Origin of the sequence: Microbacterium sp. SORGH_AS_1204 (genome assembly GCF_030818935.1) — a bacterium.
In the GTDB taxonomy this organism is placed as follows: domain Bacteria; phylum Actinomycetota; class Actinomycetes; order Actinomycetales; family Microbacteriaceae; genus Microbacterium.
Genome location: NZ_JAUTBD010000001.1, coordinates 1339951 through 1357528, shown reverse-complemented (window position 1 = coordinate 1357528; position 17578 = coordinate 1339951). Strand labels below are relative to the sequence as shown.

Below are 17578 nucleotides of genomic sequence, written 5' to 3'. Positions count from 1 at the left end.
GGCCGCGCCGAAGGCCCCGGCGCGTGTGACGGCGCCCCGCCCCCGCCGCGTGAGGGGTCAGTTTCTGTCGCCTGGGCCGCTGCCCGGCGACACTTCTTGACCCCTCACGCGAGAGGAGAGCGGGGGTCAGCGCTTGGCGGCCAGGGCCGCCTGGTACAGCTCGCGTGAGGAGTGGCCCGTTTGCGACGCCACCTCGGCTGCGGCCTCCTTCAGGCGCGCGCCGCCTCTCACGAGCTCGAGCACCTGGGTCACGGCATCCGGGAACGCCACCTCGCGCGCCTCGGCACCGCCCACCACGATCGCGATCTCGCCACGCACGCCCTCGGCGGCCCATGCGGCCAGTTCGCCGAGCGTTCCGCGCCGCACCTCCTCGTACAGTTTCGTCAATTCGCGGCAGACGGCGGCCGGGCGGTCGGCACCGAAGGCGGACGCGAGGTCGTCGAGGGTGGATGCCAGCCGCGACGGCGACTCGAAGAACACCAGGGTCCGCTCCTCCGACGCCAGCTGCGCGAAGGCCTTGCGGCGCTCGCCGGGCTTGCGGCGGGGGAAGCCCTCGAAGGCGAACCGGTCGGTGGGAAGACCCGCGACGGCGAGCGCGGTCACGACGGCACTCGGTCCGGGCAGGGCCGTGACCGTCACGCCGGCGGCCGCGGCGGCGGCAACGAGGCCGAATCCCGGGTCGCTGACGGTCGGCATGCCGGCGTCGCTGAGCACGAGGAGGTCGTCCTCCCGCGCGAGCTCGACGAGCTCGGCGGCGCGCTCCTTCTCGTTGTGATCATGCAGGGCGATGAGTCGCGGGCGGTTCTCGATGCCGAGACCGGCCAGCAGGCGCTGCGTGGTGCGGGTGTCTTCGGCGGCGACGACGCGGGCGTTCTCGAGCGCCTCCACGAGGCGTTTCGAGGCGTCACCGAGGTTGCCGATCGGGGTCGCCGCGAGGATGATCACCGTTCCACCTTAGGCTGGGGCCCGTGAGTTCCGACGCCCCTGTGCTGCGCCCCGACGCCGTCGAGTACACGCGCCTCGACCGATGGCGCGACGCCGTGCTCGCGGCCCCCCGGAGCGCGCGTCTGTGGCGCTGGCTCGCTCCCGCGCTCGTCACCGTCGTCGCGGCCGTGCTGCGCCTGTTCGACCTCGGAAACCCGCACGCCCTGGTGTTCGACGAGACCTATTACGTCAAGGACTCATGGAGCCAGTGGGTGCTCGGCTACCCCTCGGGGTGGCCCGAGAACGCCGACGCGAGCTTCATCGCGGGTGACACCGACATCTTCACCGGCGTCGGCAGCTACGTCGTGCACCCCCCGCTCGGCCGCATCCTGATCGGCGCGGGCATGGCGCTGCTGGGCCCCGACTCCGCGACCGGGTGGCGCCTGTCGGCGGCGCTGTTCGGCACGGCGACCGTGCTGCTGGTCTACCTGATCGCGCACAGCATCACCCGCTCGATCCCGTTCGCGACCGTGGCATCCGGTCTGATCGCCGTCGAGGGCGTGAGCATCGTGCTGAGCCGCATCTCGCTGCTCGATGTGTTCTTGACCTTCTTCGTCGTGCTGACGTTCTGGTTCGTGGTGCTCGATCATCGGCGCACCGGTGACATCCTCGACGCCGCCATGGATCGTCTGCCCGGCTCCACCCACAACTGGGGTCCGCTGCTGTGGGACCGCCCGTGGCTGCTGGCCGCCGGCGCGGCCGCCGGCGCGGCGACGGCGGTGAAGTGGTCGGGGCTGTACGTGCTGGCTGCGATCGGCATCTACGTGGTCGTCACCGACGCCATCGCCCGCCGCCGCGTCGGGATCGTGCAGTGGCCGATGGATGCCGTGCGTCAGGGCCTCATCTCGTTCGTGCTGATCGTGCCGGTGTCGCTCGTCGTCTACGTGACGAGTTGGTCGGGGTGGCTCTTCACGACCGGCGGATATGACCGCGGCAACGAGCCGGCCGGCACGGGGCTGATGGCGCTGCTGCCCGGACCGTTGCAGAACCTGTGGGCCTACCACCAGTCGATGTACGGCTTCCACGTCGGACTCGTCACCCCGCACAGCTACGCCAGCCCGGCGTGGCAGTGGCCGTTCCTCATCCGTCCCACCTCGATGTACTGGCACCAGGACGACGTCGGGGTGAACGGCTGCGGCCTGCCGAACGGCTGCACCGAAGCGATTGCGAGCAACTCGAACCCGCTCATCTGGTGGGCGGGGATCGCGGCATCCGTGTATCTGCTCGTGCGGTTCATCCTGGTGCGCGACTGGCGCCACGCGCTCGTGCTGACGGGGCTGGCCGCCACCTATCTGCCGTGGCTGCTGTACCCCGAGCGCACGATCTTCCAGTTCTACACGGTGGCGATGGTGCCCTTCCTCGTGCTGGCACTCACTTTCGCGCTGCAGGACATCGCGCGGGGCGTGGGCGGCCTGTCGCGCGCCCGGGGGCAGGTGCTCGTCGCCGTGTTCGTGGTCGCGTGCGTCGGCATCTCGGCGTTCTGGTACCCCGTGTGGGCGGGTCTGCCCGTCTCGTACGAGTTCTGGCGGCTGCACAACTGGCTGCCCAGCTGGATCTGACGTGGGCCGCGGCGACGACTGGCTGCATGATCCCCGGCCGATACAGCGGGTCAAGGTCTTCTCTGATGCGGCTGTGCAGCCCGGAGCCTGGCCGGCGAGCATCCCCGCCGTCGCGCACTTTTTCGACGTCGCCGGCCGCGACGGGTGGGAGTTCGCACCGGGCGTGACTTTTCTCGTGGGCGAGAACGGGTCGGGCAAGTCGACCCTCATCGAGGGGATCGCGGAGGCGTACGGCCTGCCCGCCGAGGGCGGGTCGAGCAACGGCGGCGGCGAGACGCGGCGCACCGAGAGCCCGCTGAGCGAGTGGCTGCGCATCGAGCGGAGCCCGCGCGCGCCGCGCTGGGGCTTCTTCCTGCGGGCGGAGACGATGCACAGCTACTACTCGTGGCGCGACGACCTGCCCGACGCGCCGCCGAGTCTGCATCCGATGAGCCACGGCGAGTCGTTCAACGCCCTGCTCGACGAAGCCCTCGACCATCCGCAGTACGTCGCGGGTCTGGCGTGCCTCGACGAGCCGGAGGCGGCGCTGTCGTTCTCGTCGACGCTGCGTTGGCTGGCATCCCTCGATCGCATGCGCTCGCGCGGCACGCAGGTGATCTGCGCGACCCACTCCCCCGTGCTGGCGGCGTTGCCGGGCGCGACGATCCTCGAGCTGGGTGAGTGGGGCATCCGCGAGAGCGCGTGGGAAGACCTCGTGGTGGTGCGGTTGCACCGGAACTTCCTCGACGCGCCGCAGCGGTTCCTGCGTCACCTGCTGGACTGAGGCGGCGGCGCGCAGCCGGCACCCGTCAGGCGAAGCCGGTGTCGGGCGTCGTCGCCGCGGCGGTGGCGGCGGCCAGCGCCACGACCTGCTGCTCGGCGGCAGGCTGGGGCGAGCGCGTGACGATGTCGTGGATGAACGCGAGCTTGCGCACCACGGTCGCGACGATCTCGAACGGGTACAGGTCGCCCATGCCCATCGAGCGATTGACGCGGTTGAACGCATGCGACATCCACCGCCAGTCGCCCACGAGCCGGTGCACGGGCTGGTCGGCGTAGCTGGGCAAGGGGTTCACATCGGAGTCGCGGTGGGCGAACGCTTCGCCGTCGAGCCGCATACCGGTGGCATTCGCCGTCTGCAGGGTGGCGGTGATGTGCAGGTAGTGCGCGAAGGTCTCTGCGAAGTCCTCCCACGGGTGCATGGTGGCGTACTCGGAGATGTACGCCTGCGCCCACCCCTCGGGCGCCCCCTCGCGGTAGTGGCGGGCGATGGCGTCGCGATAGTTCGCCCGCTCGTCGCCGAAGAGCGCGCGACACTCGGCCCACGTCTGCTCATCGGTGATGAGCACCCTCTGGTAATAGTGACCGACCTCGTGGCGCAGGTGACCCAGCATGGTGCGGTAGGGCTCGCCGAGCTTGATGCGCAGGGCCTCGCGGCGGTCGTCGAGACTCTCGGCGAGGTCGAGCGTGATGATGCCGTTCTTGTGGCCGATGGTGACGGATCGCCCGAGCGAGATGCTCGACAGGAAGTCGAATCCGAGGCCTCCCGCGCCCTCGTACCAGGGTCTGATCGGCAGTCCGAGGTCGCCGAGCTGCAGCACGAGCCGACGCTTCGCCTCCTCGGTCTTCGCAAGCTTCTCGAGGGCGACTGTGTCGTCGCCGTCGGGGGTGGCGCGGGTCAGCCGGCACGAGAAGCAGCGACCACTGGGCGCGTCGTCGCGGACGAGCCAGTTGCATCGCCACCCGCGGTTCGAGCAGGTGTACCAGGTCTCGCCGCCGACGACGGCTTTTCCCTTGTGGATGCCGACGAACTGGCGCAGACGCGGGTGGTACGCGAGCTGCCCGTCGCACTCCGGGCAGATCAGCTTGTCGAGGAACAGGAAGTGTCGACAATGCGGGCAGCGTGGGGTGGAGACGTGAGCCACCCGCTCACTGTAGTGCGGGGTACCTGGTGCAGGACCCCCCTGGCGCGCTGGGACGCGGCCCCTCGCGTTCTCCGCCGTGCTCGCCCGCGTGCCGAGGGACGGCGGGGGGTCACACCAGCGCGGCAGGGTCCGACGTGGGCAGCGCGCACGTGAACGCGCGGCAGTCGTAGGCCGTGGCCTCGCCGCCGAGGGCGGCCTTGCCCTCGAACAACTCGAACCCCGCGCCGGCGAAGGCGAGCGCCTGCGCGGGCGAGACCACCGCGACCACGTCAGCGGCGACGCGGCGGGCGGCGTCGGCGATCTCGGCATCCGGTTCGCCCACCACGACCACCTGGCGGGGAGCGGATGCCAGCCCCAGCGCGACCTCGAGGATTGCTCCGTGCGCGAGAGGCGTCGCCAGCGCCGCGTCCGCCGCCGCGCGCACGAGCGCCTCCGCGGCGTCGCGGTAGCGCTCCCCCGCCCCGAGGCGCCACAGGTCGAGAGCCGCGGCAGCGAAGATCGACGGCCCGGAGGGGGAAGCGCCATCGCTCGGCACACCGTGCGGCTGCATGCCCTGCGCGACGAGCACCGGATCGCCACCGCCGGGAGGACGGATGCCGTCGTCGCCGAGGCACAGGTCGACCAGGGCCCGCGCCCGCTCGGCGTAGGCGACCTCGCCGGTCGCACGCGCGAGCGCGAGAAGGCCCCGCGCGAGTCCGCCGTAATCCTCGAGCGTTGCGGGAGCGGTGGAGCGCATCTCGTCGAGCGAGGCGCGGCGGAGGGTTCCGTCGTCGGCGACGTTGCTCTCGAGCACGGCATCCGCCGCCCACCGCGCGGCCTCCACGAACCGCGGGTCGGTGCGGGTACCGGCGGCCGCGAGCGCGGCGATCGCGTGGCCGTTCCAGCCGGTGACGACCTTGGCATCCAGAGCCGGGGGCTGGAGACCCGACCGGTCGGTCACCCGGTAATAGCCGCCCTCGTTGCGAACGCCGTCGATGATCGACTCGGAGTCCTGGGCTGCGGCGATGCCGCCGGTAGGTAATTGCAGCACGTCGACCATGAAGCGGGCGGCGTCGGTCGCGGTTGCCTCATCGCCGGCGGCGAGGGCGACCTCCACCAGACCGGCGTTGTCGGTGAGCATGCGCTCGTAGTGCGGCACGCTCCAGTCGCGGCGGGTGGCGTAGCGGAAGAAGCCGCCCTCGACGGTGTCGTGCAGGTCGGAGCCGGCCATGGCCGCCAGGGCACGGGATGCCACAGCCGCGGCATCCGGAGCCTCCGTCGCCAGAGCGGGGTGCTGCAGGAAGCGCAGCACCGGGGTGTTGGGGAACTTCGGCGTCTCGAAGGCGGGACCGGCCGCGAAGCCGAAGTACTCGCGGTCCTCGCGCGCGGCGACGGTGCGCGCGGCGGCTGCCAGCTGTTCGAGCGACGGCGGGGCGTCGGCGGGGGCGGTAGCCGCCGCGGCGAGGGCTTCGCGCAGGGAGGAACCGGTGGCATCCACTTCGCTGCGCCGCTCGGTCCACGCCTCACGGACCGCCGCGAGAACCTGCCGGAACGAGGGCTGCGGGGGCCGGGGCGTCGGCGGAAAGTAGGTGCCGGCGTAGAAGACGCGCCCCTCGGGGCTGGCGAAGACGGTGAGCGGCCAGCCGAGGTGGGGGGTGAAGGCGCTGGCGGCGTCGAGGTAGGCGGCATCCACGTCGGGGTGCTCTTCGCGGTCGACCTTGATCGCGACGAAGCCCTCGTTCAGGACGGCGGCTGTCTCGGCATCCTGGAAAGACTCGCGCGCCATGACGTGGCACCAGTGGCAGGTGCTGTAACCGATAGAGACCATGACGGGCACGTCTCTCTCGGCCGCGAGCGCGAACGCCTCGGCCCCCCAAGGGTACCACGCGACGGGATTGTCGGCGTGGGCCCGCAGGTAGGGGCTCGAGGCGTTCGCGAGGCGGTTCATGCCCGGGTGCGCGGGGTCAGTTCAGGTCGTCGGGGTGCGTGCCCACGCGGCCCGAGCCGTCGCCCGGGTCGATGGCGTCGATCGCGGCCATCTCGTCGGCGGTGAGCTCGAAGTCGAACAGGTCGAAGTTCTCCTCGAGGCGCTCGCGGCGCACCGACTTGGGGAACACGATGAAGCCGTGCTGGATGTGCCAGCGCAGCACCGCCTGCGCCGGGCTCTTTCCGTGTGCCTCGGCGGCGGCCTTCACCGCGGGGAGGTCGAACAGGTCGTACTTGCCCTGGCCAAGCGGACCCCACGACTCGATGTGCATGTCGTGCTCGTGACCCCACGCGGCGATCTCGCGCTGGCTGAGAGCCGGGTGCAGCTCGATCTGGTTGACCGCGGGCGTCACACCCGTCTCGGCGACGATGCGCTCGAGGTGCGGCACGAGGAAGTTCGAGACGCCGATCGACCGGGTCTTGCCGGCTTCGCGGATCTCGATGAGCTTCTGCCACGCGTTGACGTAGTTGTCGTTCTTCGGGGTGGGCCAATGGATCAGGTAGAGGTCGACAGCGTCGAGCTGCAGCTTCTGGAGGCTCTCGTCGATCGCGGCGTGCGCGTCGTCGCCGTCGTGGCGGTCGTTCCAGAGCTTGGTGGTGACGAAGAGCTCGTCGCGGGGGATGCCGCTGGCGGCGATGGCCCGGCCGACCCCCTCCTCGTTCTTGTAGATCGCCGCGGTGTCGATGTGGCGGTAGCCGACCTCGAGGGCCTCGGACACGGCGCGCTCGGCGTCGTCGGCGGGCACGAGGAACACGCCGTAACCGAGCTGGGGGATGGAGTTTCCGTCGTTGAGCTGAACAGAAGGAACGGTCATGCGACGAGCCTAGGCGAATCGATTCGAAGCTCCTTCGGGGTTGACGCGCGGGCTATGACAGCGGAGGTGCCGAGGCCGCCCGTGCGAGAGCCTCCGCGACCAGCCGGACGTTCTCCGACACCGAGCCGGCGGTCACGCGCACACGGGCGCCGGGCGGCACGACACCCTCGCGCGCGCTGTCATCGTTCGCCGCGACACCTGCGTCCGCAGAGATCGACCCCGGAGGCGCCTCGATGACGAACGGCTCCCCCGCCGCGACGGCGATGCCCTCGGCGGCCAGGTGCACGATCGCCGCCCTCTCATCGCGCACCGGCAGCCACAGATTGATGCCGTCGGGAGCGCCGACGTCGACGCCGAGGCGCCGGAGGGCCGCGGCCAGCCGGTCGAGGCGGTCGCGGTAGATCAGCCGCGCGGTGCTCACGGCGGCGATCGAGCTCGGGTCGGTCAGCAATGCGCGCAGGACCGTCTGCAGCAGACGCGACGTCCACCCCGGGCCGAGCATTCGTCGTCTGACGATGCGCTCGACGATGTCGGCCGGGCCCCCCAGCGCCGCGATGCGCAGATCGGGACCGTGCGATTTCGAGAATCCGCGCACGTGCACCACCTGACCGGGGATCCAGCGCGCCAGGGTCACCGCCGGAGCCGTCGCGATGAGGGCCGAGTGATCGTCTTCGATCACCGTCACCCGGCGGCCCCCGGGCATGGTCAGCAGCACGTTGGCCAGGCGCCGCGCTCGTTCGGCCGACATCGACACCCCGGTCGGGTTCTGCGCGCGCGACTGCAGGACGAGGGCCGACGGCCTGTGGGCAAGAGCACGCGCGAGCGACGACGGCAGGATGCCGTCGGCATCACTCTGGAGAGCGAGCGGGATGCCGCCGGCAGCCTCGACGAGGTCGAAGATGTAGGGGAAACCGGGGGATTCCACCGCCACCCTGTCACCGAAGCGCACCACCTGGTCGACGGTGCGGGAGATCCCGTCGAACGCGCCGTCGACCACCGTCAGCGCCTCGACACCGCTCACGGGCCACTGCTCGCGCAGCACGTCGTACAGCTCGGGCAGCACCGGCAGATCGTGATAGCGCCCGGTATCGGCGCGGGGGCGCGCGAGCGACAATGCGCGTTCGATGGAGGGCAGCAGCGCGGGATCGGGGGTTCCGAGCGACAGGTCCAAGAGCGCTGAGGCCGCGACTCGGCCGCCGAGGCCGCGCGGGGGTGCGGGCGCGCGCGGGCTCTCGGGCGCCGCCAGGCCACGAACGCGCGGACTCAGCCACTCGCGCCGCTCCGCCCGCACGAAGGTCCCGGCTCGTCCGCGCGACACGATCACCCCGGCGTCGGCGAGAGCCCGCCACGCAGTGGCGACGGTTCCGGTCGACACTCCCCGCACCGCCGCGACCTCGCGAACCGTCGGCAGCCGTTCCCCGGCCTGGATCACACCGTCGCGCACGAGACGCGCGATTTCGGCGGCTATCCCGGCGGACGAGCGCTCGACGAGGACGTCAGGCGAGAACATCGGCCTCCAATTTACGGCGGTGTCACTCGTGGAAATGGTCGGGAAATGTTCAGGCGTGACAGTAACAGAACACGGCAGGCGCCGTGAGATCGGGGGAATCAGACATGACGACCGTGCGCGCAGCCATCACGCAGACCACGTGGACCGGCGACAAGGAATCGATGCTCGACAAGCACGAGCAGTTCGCGCGGGATGCCGCCGCGGGCGGCGCCCAGGTGGTGTGCTTCCAGGAGCTGTTCTACGGCCCCTACTTCGGCATCACGCAGGACCAGAAGTACTACCGCTACGCCGAGCCGGTCGACGGACCCATCGTGCAGCGCTTCGCCGCCCTCGCCAAGGAGCTGGGTGTGGTGAGCGTGCTGCCCATCTACGAAGAGGCGCAGACCGGCGTCTACTACAACACCTCGGTGCTCGTCGATGCCGACGGCACCGTGCTCGGCAGCTACCGCAAGAACCACATCCCGCACCTCGACAAGTTCTGGGAGAAGTTCTACTTCCGCCCGGGCAACCTCGGCTACCCCGTCTTCGACACCGCCGTCGGCAAGGTCGGCATGTACATCTGCTACGACCGGCACTTCCCCGAGGGCTGGCGCGAGCTGGGCCTGAACGGCGCGCACATGGTCTTCAACCCCAACGCCACCAAGCCGGGCCTGTCGAACCGTCTGTGGGAGGTGGAGGGCCCGTGCGCCGCGGTGGCCAACGGCTACTTCGTGCTGCAGCCCAATCGCGTCGGCCGCGAAGACAACGAGTACGGCGAGGATGCCGTGACCTTCTACGGCACGAGCCAGGTCATCGACCCGCGCGGCAACCACGTCGGCGCCGTCGGCTCGTCGGAGCACGAGGAGGTGCTCATCCGCGACCTCGACATGGACCTCGTGCAGCAGATGCGCGACGACTGGCAGTTCTACCGCGACCGCCGGCCCGACACCTACGGCGAGATCGTGGAGGCCTGAGATGGCGACCACCCTGCTCACCGGCGGAACCGTCGTCTCGGCGACCGGGCGCACCGCCGCCGACGTGCTGCTGGACGGCGAGACCATCGCCGCCGTCCTCGCGCCGGGCTCCACTCTGCTGGGCCACGACCTCGCGGCATCCGTCGACACCGTCATCGACGCGACGGGCAAGTACGTCATCCCGGGCGGGATCGACGCGCACACGCACATGCAGCTGCCCTTCGGCGGCACGAGCGCCTCCGACACCTTCGAGACCGGCACCCGCGCCGCGGCCTGGGGCGGCACGACGACCATCGTCGACTTCGCGGTGCAGCGCGCCGGCGAGCGCGTGCAGGACGGCCTCGCGCACTGGCACGAGCTCGCCGCGGGCAACTGCGCGATCGACTACGGCTTCCATCAGATCGTCGGAGGGGTGGATGCCGACTCGCTCGCGGCCCTGCCCGGCTTGATCGACGAGGGCATCTCGAGCTTCAAGATGTTCATGGCGTACCCGGGCGTCTTCTACGCCGACGATGCGCAGATCCTGCGCGCGATGCAGGTCGCCGCCGACACGGGGCTCCTGACGATGATGCACGCCGAGAACGGCCCCGTCATCGACGTGCTCGCCGAGCAGCTCATCGAGAAGGGCAAGACCTCGCCGTACTTCCACGGCGTCGCGCGCGCCTGGCAGATGGAAGAAGAGGCCACGCACCGGGCGATCATGCTGTCGCACCTGACCGGTGCGCCACTCTATGTCGTGCATGTGAGCGCGAAACAGGCCGTCGAGCAGCTCGCGTGGGCCCGCGACAACGGCCAGAACGTGTTCGGCGAGACGTGCCCGCAATACCTCTACCTCTCGCTCGAAGATCAGCTCGGCGCATCGAGCGAGGAGTGGGGTGACTTCGAGGGCGCGAAGTGGGTGTGCTCCACCCCGCTCCGCTCGAAGCACGAGGGCCACCAGCACCACATGTGGCAGGCGCTGCGCACCAACGACATCCAGATGGTCTCGACCGACCACTGCCCGTTCTGCATGAAGGACCAGAAGACGCTCGGCCAGGGCGACTTCCGCGCGATCCCCAACGGCATCGGTTCGGTCGAACACCGCATGGACCTCATGTACCAGGGCGTCGTCACCGGGCAGATCACGCTGGAGCGCTGGGTGGAGCTGACCAGCACGACGCCGGCGCGCATGTTCGGCATGTACGGCAAGAAGGGCGTCATCGCCCCCGGCGCCGACGCCGACATCGTCGTCTACGACCCGGCCGGGCACACCTCGATCGGCGTCGGGAAGACCCATCACATGAACATGGACCACTCCGCGTGGGAGGGCTACGAGATCGACGGGCACGTCGACACCGTCATCTCGCGCGGCAAGGTCGTCGTCGACGACGGCTCGTACATCGGCACCAAGGGCGACGGTCGCTTCGTCAAGCGCGGCCTCAGCCAGTACCTGATCTGAGAGGAACGACATGGACTTCGGCGTCGTCCTGCAGACCAACCCGCCCGCAGCGCGCACCGTCCAGCTGTCGCAGCTGGCCGAGGCGCACGGATTCAGTCACGTGTGGACCTTCGACTCGCACCTGCTGTGGCAGGAGCCCTACGTCATCCACTCGGCGATCCTCGCCGCCACCCGCCGGGTGACGGTGGGGCCGTTCGTGACGAATCCCGCGACCCGTGACTGGACCGTCACGGCATCCACCTTCGCGACCCTCAACGAGATGTACGGCAACCGCACCATCTGCGGCATCGGCCGGGGCGACTCGGCCGTGCGGGTGACCAACGGCCGGCCCACGACGCTCAAGGCGCTGCGGGAGTCGATCCACGTCATCCGCGAACTCGGCAACTCCCGCGCGGTGGAGTACAACGGTGCGACGCTGCGGTTCCCGTGGAGTCGCGGATCGAAGCTCGACGTGTGGGTCGCAGCGTACGGCCCCCTCGCGCTCAAGCTCACCGGTGAGGTCGGCGACGGCTTCATCCTGCAGCTGGCCGACCTCGACATCGCGGAGTGGATGATCGCGACCGTGCGCAAGGCCGCCGAGAACGTCGGCCGTGACCCCGACGAGATCGCCTTCTGCGTCGCCGCTCCCATGTACATCGGCGACGACACCCCCGAGTCCCGCGCGCACATGATCGAGCAGTGCCGGTGGTTCGGCGGGATGGTGGGTAACCACGTCGCCGACATCGTGTCGAAGTACGGCACGGGCTCGGACGTCCCCGCAGCGCTCACCGACTACATCGCCGGACGCACGGGGTACGACTACAACTCGCACGGCAAGAGCAGCAACGACCACGTCGACTTCGTGCCCGACGAGATCGTCGAGCGCTTCTGCGTGCTCGGCACCGCCGAGGAGCACATCGCCAAGCTCGAGAAGCTGCGGGCGCTCGGCGTCACCCAGTTCGCTGGCTACCTGCAGCACGACAACAAGGAGGAGACGATGCGGGTCTACGGCGAAACCGTGATCCCCGCTCTCACTCCCCCGGTGACGGCGAAGCGGTGACCGACCAGCTGCTGGCGCCCGGGGCCACGACCGAGGTCGTCGCCGAGGAGCGGATGCCGCGTGGCATCCGTTCCTCCCGGGGGCGCGCCACCGCGACCCGCGTCGGCTGGGGCGTGGCCGGTGTCGCGGTGGTCGTTGCGGTCTGGGAGCTGTACAAGCTGCTGGGTCCCGCCGACGGTCTGACCGTCGGCTCCGACGGGTCGGCGGGGTCGGGCGTCATCCTGCTTCCCCGCACCAACGACCGCGCCATGCCGCACGTGTGGGAGATGCTCGCGCGCATGTTCGCCCCCACCAGCGGTGGAGACACGCCCCCGCTGATCGTCTCGGTCGCGGGAGCCGCTGGGATGACGCTGAGCCTGGCCGCGCTCGGCTGGCTCATCGGCGTGGTGGTCGGCTCGCTCCTGGGCATCGCGATGCAGCGCTGGCGCCTCGTCGAAGCGGGCCTGCTGCCCTGGATCGTCGTCAGCCAGATCGTTCCGCTCATCGCGTTCGCCCCGGTCGTCAACGCCATCGGCACGCAGGTGGACCGTTCCGGCTTCCCCTGGCCGCCGTGGTTCTCGGTCGCGCTGATCGCGTCGTATCTGGCGTTCTTCCCCGTCGCGATCGGCATGCTGCGCGGGCTCTCGGCGCCGGATGCGATGCACCTCGACCTCATGCGCGCCACCTCGGCCGGGTGGTGGCAGACGCTCCTGCGCCTGCGGCTGCCCGCGGCCGTGCCGCACCTGCTGCCCGCCCTGCGCCTCGCCGCGGCCTCCGCCGTGGTTGGCGCCGTCGTCGCCGAGGTGTCGATCGGTCTGCGCGGCGGCATCGGCCGCATGCTCATCCAGCTCGCGGGGCAGGCGTCGTCGGATCCCGCCGCCCCCTGGGCGCCCACCTTCGGCACCGTCGTCATGGGACTCCTCGCCGCCGGCGGGGTCGCCCTCATCGGCGTCGCGCTTCATCGTTTCCGTCGCGGGGAGGACACCGCATGACCACTCTCACCGACCTCGCCGTCCGGGCAACCGGCATCGGCAAGGTGTTCCCGAGCGCGGGCGGCGAGGTGACCGCCCTCACCGGCGTCGAACTCGAGGTGGCCGCCGGCGAGTTCGTCTCGCTCATCGGCCCCTCGGGCTGCGGCAAGTCGACGCTGCTGCGCCTCATCGCCGATCTTGACAGCCCGACCGGCGGCGAGCTCACGCTGTACGGCAAGACCGCGCGCCAGGCGCGGCTCGACCAGGACTACGGCATCGCCTTCCAGCAGGCGGCGCTGCTGCCGTGGCTGACGGTCGCGGCGAACATCGCCCTGCCGCTCGACCTGCACAAGTGGCCCAAGGCCCGCCGCGATGCGCGGGTGGCCGAGCTCGCCGAGCTCGTGGGGCTCACCGACTTCACCGGCCGCTACCCCGACCAGCTCTCCGGCGGCATGCAGCAGCGCGTCGCGATCGCCCGCTCCCTCGCCGCGCAGCCCAAGCTGCTGCTGATGGACGAGCCGTTCGGCGCGCTCGATGAGATGACCCGCGAACGCCTGCAGTCGGAGCTCGCCCGCATCGCCGCCGAGACCGGCGCCGCCGTGGTGTTCGTCACGCACTCGATCCCCGAGGCGGTGTTCCTCTCGGACCGGGTCGTGGTCATGAGCCCGCGGCCCGGACGCATCACCGACGTCATCGACACGCGCCCCGGACGCGCGCGCGACGAGGCGCTGCGCGAGTCGCCGGAGTTCTTCGCGCGGGTCACCGCCGTCCGCGAAGCGCTGCACGGCGCCCCCGTCCACCGGGCGAACGAGCGATGAGCGCGGTGCGGGATGCCGTGGCGTCCGGAGCCGCGCCGTACTTCGGGGCAGGGGATGCCGCGGCATCCGCGTTCGCGACCAGAACACCGGATGCCGTGAGCCGGCGCGCCGTGGAATCCTCAGGCCGGAGCGGGACAGCGGATGCCGTGAGCCGGCACACCGTGGCATCCGTTGCCGCCGTGAGTGTGTCACCGGATGCCGTGAGCCGGCGCCCCATAGCATCCACCACCGCCGGAGGTGCGCGATGAACGCCGTTCGCCTTCCCGCCTGGGCGCGCCTGGTCGCCCCCGTCGTCGTCGGCCTCGCGGGCCTGCTCGCCTGGTACGCCTTCGTCGCCTCGGGCAGCGCCCCGCGCATGCTGCCCGATCCGGTGGCCGTGGCGACCGAGCTGGTCGAGCGCTTCCCTCTGGTGTGGGAGGCCGCGGGGGTCACGGGCACCAACGCGCTCGTGGGTCTTCTCGCGGGCACCGTCATCGCGGTGCTGCTCGCCGCGCTGGCGGCGACCTGGCGCCCTGTCGATGGGATGACCGCGCCGCTCGTCGCCGCCCTCGCGGTGGTGCCGATCGTCGCCCTCACCCCCATCCTCAACACGATGTTCGGCGCGTCGAGCCAGTTCGGCCGTCAAGCCGTAGCTGGGATCGCCGCGTTCGTGCCCGTGTTCGTCAATACCCTCCGCGGGCTCCGGCAGACCCGCCCGGTGCAACGCGATCTGTTCCGGGCCACGGCCGCGACGAGCGGTCAGACGTTCTGGCGCCTGACGCTGCCCGTCGCGCTGCCGTACCTGCTCACGGGCGTGCGGGTCGCGGCATCTCTCGCCGTCATCTCCGCCCTCGTCGCCGAGTACTTCGGCGGCCCTGCCGACGGCATCGGCACCGCAATCGCCACCTACGCCAAATCGGGGCGTGCGGCCCTCGCGTGGGCGTTCGTGGGCGGAGGCATCGCCATCGGCCTGATCTTCTTCGTCGTCACCGCCCTGCTCGAGCGACTCGTCGCGCGCCGCCTCGGCGCCCTGCGCCCCTAGACCTCACAGCCTGCTCCACCCGACACCTGCTCCACCAGAACCGGAAGGACCACCCATGAGACACAGCACCCGTCGCACCCTCGGTGCGATCACGGGAGTCGCGATCGCTGCCCTCACCCTCTCCGCCTGCTCGGGCGGCGGCTCCGACACCGCGGCATCCGACGAAGACTTCACTCCTCTCACCTCCGTGAAGCTGCAGCTGCAGTGGCTTCCGCAGGCGCAGTTCGCCGGCTACTACGTCGCCCTCGACCAGGGCTACTTCCAGGAAGAGGGCTTCGACGACGTGGAGGTGCTGCCCTCGGGCGGCGACATCGTGCCGCAGGACGCCCTCGTCGCCGGCGATGTCGACTTCGCCGTCGCCTGGGTGCCCAAGGTGCTCGGCACGCTCGAGAACCAGGGCGTCGAACTCACCGACATCGCCCAGGTGTTCCAGAAGTCGGGCACGACCCAGGTGTCGTGGAAGGACTCGAACATCACCGGCGTCGACGACTTCGAGGGCAAGCGCATCGGCTCGTGGGGCTTCGGCAACGAGTGGGAGATCTTCGCCGCGATGGCCGACAAGGGCCTCGACGCCTCCACGGTGCAGATCACCACGCAGGACTTCTCGATGAACGCCCTGCTCGACCGTGACGTGGATGCCGCGCAGGCGATGACCTACAACGAGCTCGCGCAGCTGTTCGAGACGGTCAACCCCGCCACCGGCCAGCTCTACACCGAGGCCGACGTCGACATCATCTCGTACGAGGACACCGCGGGCGCGATGCTGCAGGATGCCATCTGGGCCGACACGCAGCGCCTGGCCGACGACCCGGCGTACGCCGACGCCGCCAAGCGCTTCCTCAAGGCCGTCGTGAAGGGCTGGGTCTTCGCCCGCGACAACCCCACCGAAGCGGCCGAGATCACCTACGCCGCCGCGACCGCTCCGGGCGTCGACGCGTTCCCCGTCGGCCCCACGCACCAGCTGTGGCAGATGAACGAGGTCAACAAGCTCATCTGGACCGGTGGCGAGTTCGGCATGATCGACTCCGCTGCATGGGACAAGACGGTCGAGGGCGCCCTGAAGGCCGTCAACCAGGACGGCCTCAACCTCATCACCACCGAGCCCGCCGACTCGGCGTACTCGAACGACTACATCGAGTCCGCGCTCAGCGAGCTGAAAGACGAGGGGGTCACCGTCGACGGCGACTACACGCCGATCGAGGTGACGCTCACCGAGGGCGGCAAGTAAGCCCGTCGTCCGGTGGGGCGGTCGCCGGTGGCGACCGTCCCACCGTGGCGTCCGTGACGCGGCGGGCGGTGCATGGTTGACTGGCGACATGACGCCTCCTCCCGCCCGTCACGCGCATCGCCCGCCCGTCTCGGCGTGGCGCCGGGGTGCGAAGCTGCTGGCCATCGGTGTCATCGTGGCCGTGGTCGCCGCCGTCGCCGTCGGCGGTTTCTACGCGTTGTCTCTGACGCAGACGCTCAAAGAGGCGGCCGTTCCGCTCAAGGACACCCCGTCGGCGCCGCCCGCGCTGAGCACCTACGACGAGCCGTTCGCCGTGCTCGTCGTCGGCACCGACGAGTGCGACGACGTGGTGTCATCGGCATTCGGTGAGCGCTGCACCGACCCCGAGAACGCCGGCACGCGCAACGACGTCAACATGCTCGTGCACGTGTCGGCGAACCCGCGGCGCGTGAGCGTGGTGTCGTTCCCCCGCGACCTGCAGGTCGAGATCCCCGAGTGCACGAGCGAAGACGGCACCGTCTTCCCGGGCGCCTGGAAAGCGTCGATCAACACCGCCTACGAGGCCGGCGGCCTGTCGTGCGTGGCCGACACGGTCTCGCAGCTCAGCGGTCAGAGCATCCCGTTCGCGGCCAAGGTGAGCTTCGGCAACGTCGTCAACATCACCGACGCGATCGGCGGGGTGGAGGTCTGCATCGGCGGCGACGGCATCGACGACCCGGATGCCGGGATCTCGTGGGAGGCGGGTCCTCGGACGGTACAGGGCTTCGACGCCCTGGCGTTCCTGCGCACCCGAAAGGGCATCGGCGACCAGAGCGACATCGCGCGCATCGGCAACCAGCAGCAATACCTGTCGCGCCTGATGACCAAGCTCCGAAGCGACGAGGTCCTCAGCAACCCCGGTACCCTGCTGAACCTCGCCAGCACGGCCGTGCGCAACATCCAACCGAGCGAGAGTCTGGCCGACCCGGTGCGCATCGCGCAGCTCGCGTACACGCTGAAAGACGTCCCGTTCGACGACATCACGTTCGTGCAGATGCCGGTGCTCGACGATCCCGACAACAGCAACCACGTCATCCCCGACGAGTACTCGGCTGGCATCCTCTGGCAGGCGCTGAACGACAACGCACCCCTCGTCGTCACCGGCGATGCGGGGCGCGGCGTGGTGGCCGACCCGTCGGCACCCAGCCCGGAGCCGAGCGCGCCGGCCCCCGACGAGAACACACCCACCCCGGACGCCGACACCACTCCCGCGCCGAGCGCGACGCCCGGAACGGTCGAGCTGCCCGAGAACATCAACGGCAGCAAAGCGGGCCAAGCGACCTGCTCCGCCGGCCTCGGCTGAGTTCCGGCGAGGTCGGGCGGCGGCGCGCTCACCGCGCGGGCGACCTCGGCGA

16 protein-coding genes are annotated in these 17578 nt (G+C 70.5%); 11 read left to right on the top strand and 5 right to left on the bottom strand.

What is annotated here, in order from left to right:
- Positions 1-126 precede the first annotated feature (126 nt).
- Positions 127-945 carry a 16S rRNA (cytidine(1402)-2'-O)-methyltransferase gene (gene rsmI, locus QE410_RS06190; protein WP_307329353.1) on the bottom strand — a complete coding sequence of 273 codons (819 nt, stop codon included), beginning with the start codon at positions 943-945 and terminating at the stop codon, positions 127-129.
- Positions 946-968: 23 nt separating this feature from the next.
- Between rsmI and QE410_RS06185 the strand changes: the two genes are divergently transcribed.
- Positions 969-2543, top strand: coding sequence for a dolichyl-phosphate-mannose--protein mannosyltransferase (locus tag QE410_RS06185; RefSeq protein ID WP_307329349.1), 1575 nt, complete (start codon positions 969-971; stop codon positions 2541-2543).
- Positions 2544-2616: 73 nt separating this feature from the next.
- Positions 2617-3306 (top strand): AAA family ATPase, encoded by a 690-nt coding sequence (locus QE410_RS06180; RefSeq protein ID WP_307329347.1) that lies wholly within the window; start codon positions 2617-2619, stop codon positions 3304-3306.
- 25 nt (positions 3307-3331) lie between these two features.
- Here QE410_RS06180 and QE410_RS06175 read toward each other — a convergent pair whose 3' ends face one another.
- From QE410_RS06175 to QE410_RS06160, 4 genes are all read right to left on the bottom strand, one after another.
- Complete coding sequence (locus tag QE410_RS06175) at positions 3332-4447, bottom strand: putative zinc-binding metallopeptidase (protein ID WP_307329343.1); 1116 nt, start codon at positions 4445-4447, stop codon at positions 3332-3334.
- A gap of 109 nt (positions 4448-4556) precedes the next feature.
- Positions 4557-6374 carry a thioredoxin domain-containing protein gene (locus QE410_RS06170; RefSeq protein WP_307329340.1) on the bottom strand — a complete coding sequence of 606 codons (1818 nt, stop codon included), beginning with the start codon at positions 6372-6374 and terminating at the stop codon, positions 4557-4559.
- 16 nt (positions 6375-6390) lie between these two features.
- On the bottom strand, positions 6391-7227 hold the full coding sequence (locus QE410_RS06165) for an aldo/keto reductase (RefSeq protein WP_307329337.1): 837 nt from the start codon (positions 7225-7227) through the stop codon (positions 6391-6393).
- A gap of 52 nt (positions 7228-7279) precedes the next feature.
- The gene (locus QE410_RS06160; protein WP_307329334.1) at positions 7280-8737 is read right to left on the bottom strand and encodes an aminotransferase class I/II-fold pyridoxal phosphate-dependent enzyme; all 1458 of its coding nucleotides are present in this window, start codon (positions 8735-8737) and stop codon (positions 7280-7282) included.
- Positions 8738-8841: 104 nt separating this feature from the next.
- On the opposite strand from QE410_RS06160, the gene QE410_RS06155 reads away from it, so the two are divergent.
- The 9 genes from QE410_RS06155 to QE410_RS06115 all read left to right on the top strand — a co-directional run bounded on the left by QE410_RS06155 (position 8842) and on the right by QE410_RS06115 (position 17526).
- Positions 8842-9690, top strand: coding sequence for a nitrilase-related carbon-nitrogen hydrolase (locus QE410_RS06155; protein ID WP_307329331.1), 849 nt, complete (start codon positions 8842-8844; stop codon positions 9688-9690).
- Position 9691: 1 nt separating this feature from the next.
- Positions 9692-11128, top strand: a complete 1437-nt coding sequence (gene hydA / locus QE410_RS06150; RefSeq protein WP_307329328.1) for a dihydropyrimidinase — start codon at positions 9692-9694, stop codon at positions 11126-11128.
- A 10-nt stretch (positions 11129-11138) separates the two neighbouring features.
- Entirely contained in the window at positions 11139-12167 is a 1029-nt protein-coding gene (locus QE410_RS06145; RefSeq protein ID WP_307329324.1) for a TIGR03842 family LLM class F420-dependent oxidoreductase, read from the top strand.
- The gene (locus QE410_RS06140; RefSeq protein ID WP_307329321.1) at positions 12164-13138 is read left to right on the top strand and encodes an ABC transporter permease; all 975 of its coding nucleotides are present in this window, start codon (positions 12164-12166) and stop codon (positions 13136-13138) included. The genes QE410_RS06145 and QE410_RS06140 overlap by 4 nt, the downstream gene beginning before the upstream one ends.
- Positions 13135-13935 carry an ABC transporter ATP-binding protein gene (locus tag QE410_RS06135; protein ID WP_307329318.1) on the top strand — a complete coding sequence of 267 codons (801 nt, stop codon included), beginning with the start codon at positions 13135-13137 and terminating at the stop codon, positions 13933-13935. Before QE410_RS06140 ends, QE410_RS06135 begins: the two co-directional genes overlap by 4 nt.
- Positions 13932-14183 (top strand): hypothetical protein, encoded by a 252-nt coding sequence (locus tag QE410_RS06130; protein WP_307329315.1) that lies wholly within the window; start codon positions 13932-13934, stop codon positions 14181-14183. The genes QE410_RS06135 and QE410_RS06130 overlap by 4 nt, the downstream gene beginning before the upstream one ends.
- Positions 14180-14956, top strand: a complete 777-nt coding sequence (locus QE410_RS06125) for an ABC transporter permease (protein ID WP_307329312.1) — start codon at positions 14180-14182, stop codon at positions 14954-14956. The genes QE410_RS06130 and QE410_RS06125 overlap by 4 nt, the downstream gene beginning before the upstream one ends.
- 55 nt (positions 14957-15011) lie before the next feature.
- A complete protein-coding gene (locus QE410_RS06120) occupies positions 15012-16184 on the top strand; it encodes an ABC transporter substrate-binding protein (protein WP_307329310.1) in 1173 nt (390 codons plus the stop codon).
- 88 nt (positions 16185-16272) lie between these two features.
- Positions 16273-17526 carry an LCP family protein gene (locus QE410_RS06115; RefSeq protein ID WP_307329306.1) on the top strand — a complete coding sequence of 418 codons (1254 nt, stop codon included), beginning with the start codon at positions 16273-16275 and terminating at the stop codon, positions 17524-17526.
- Positions 17527-17578: the final 52 nt, after the last annotated feature.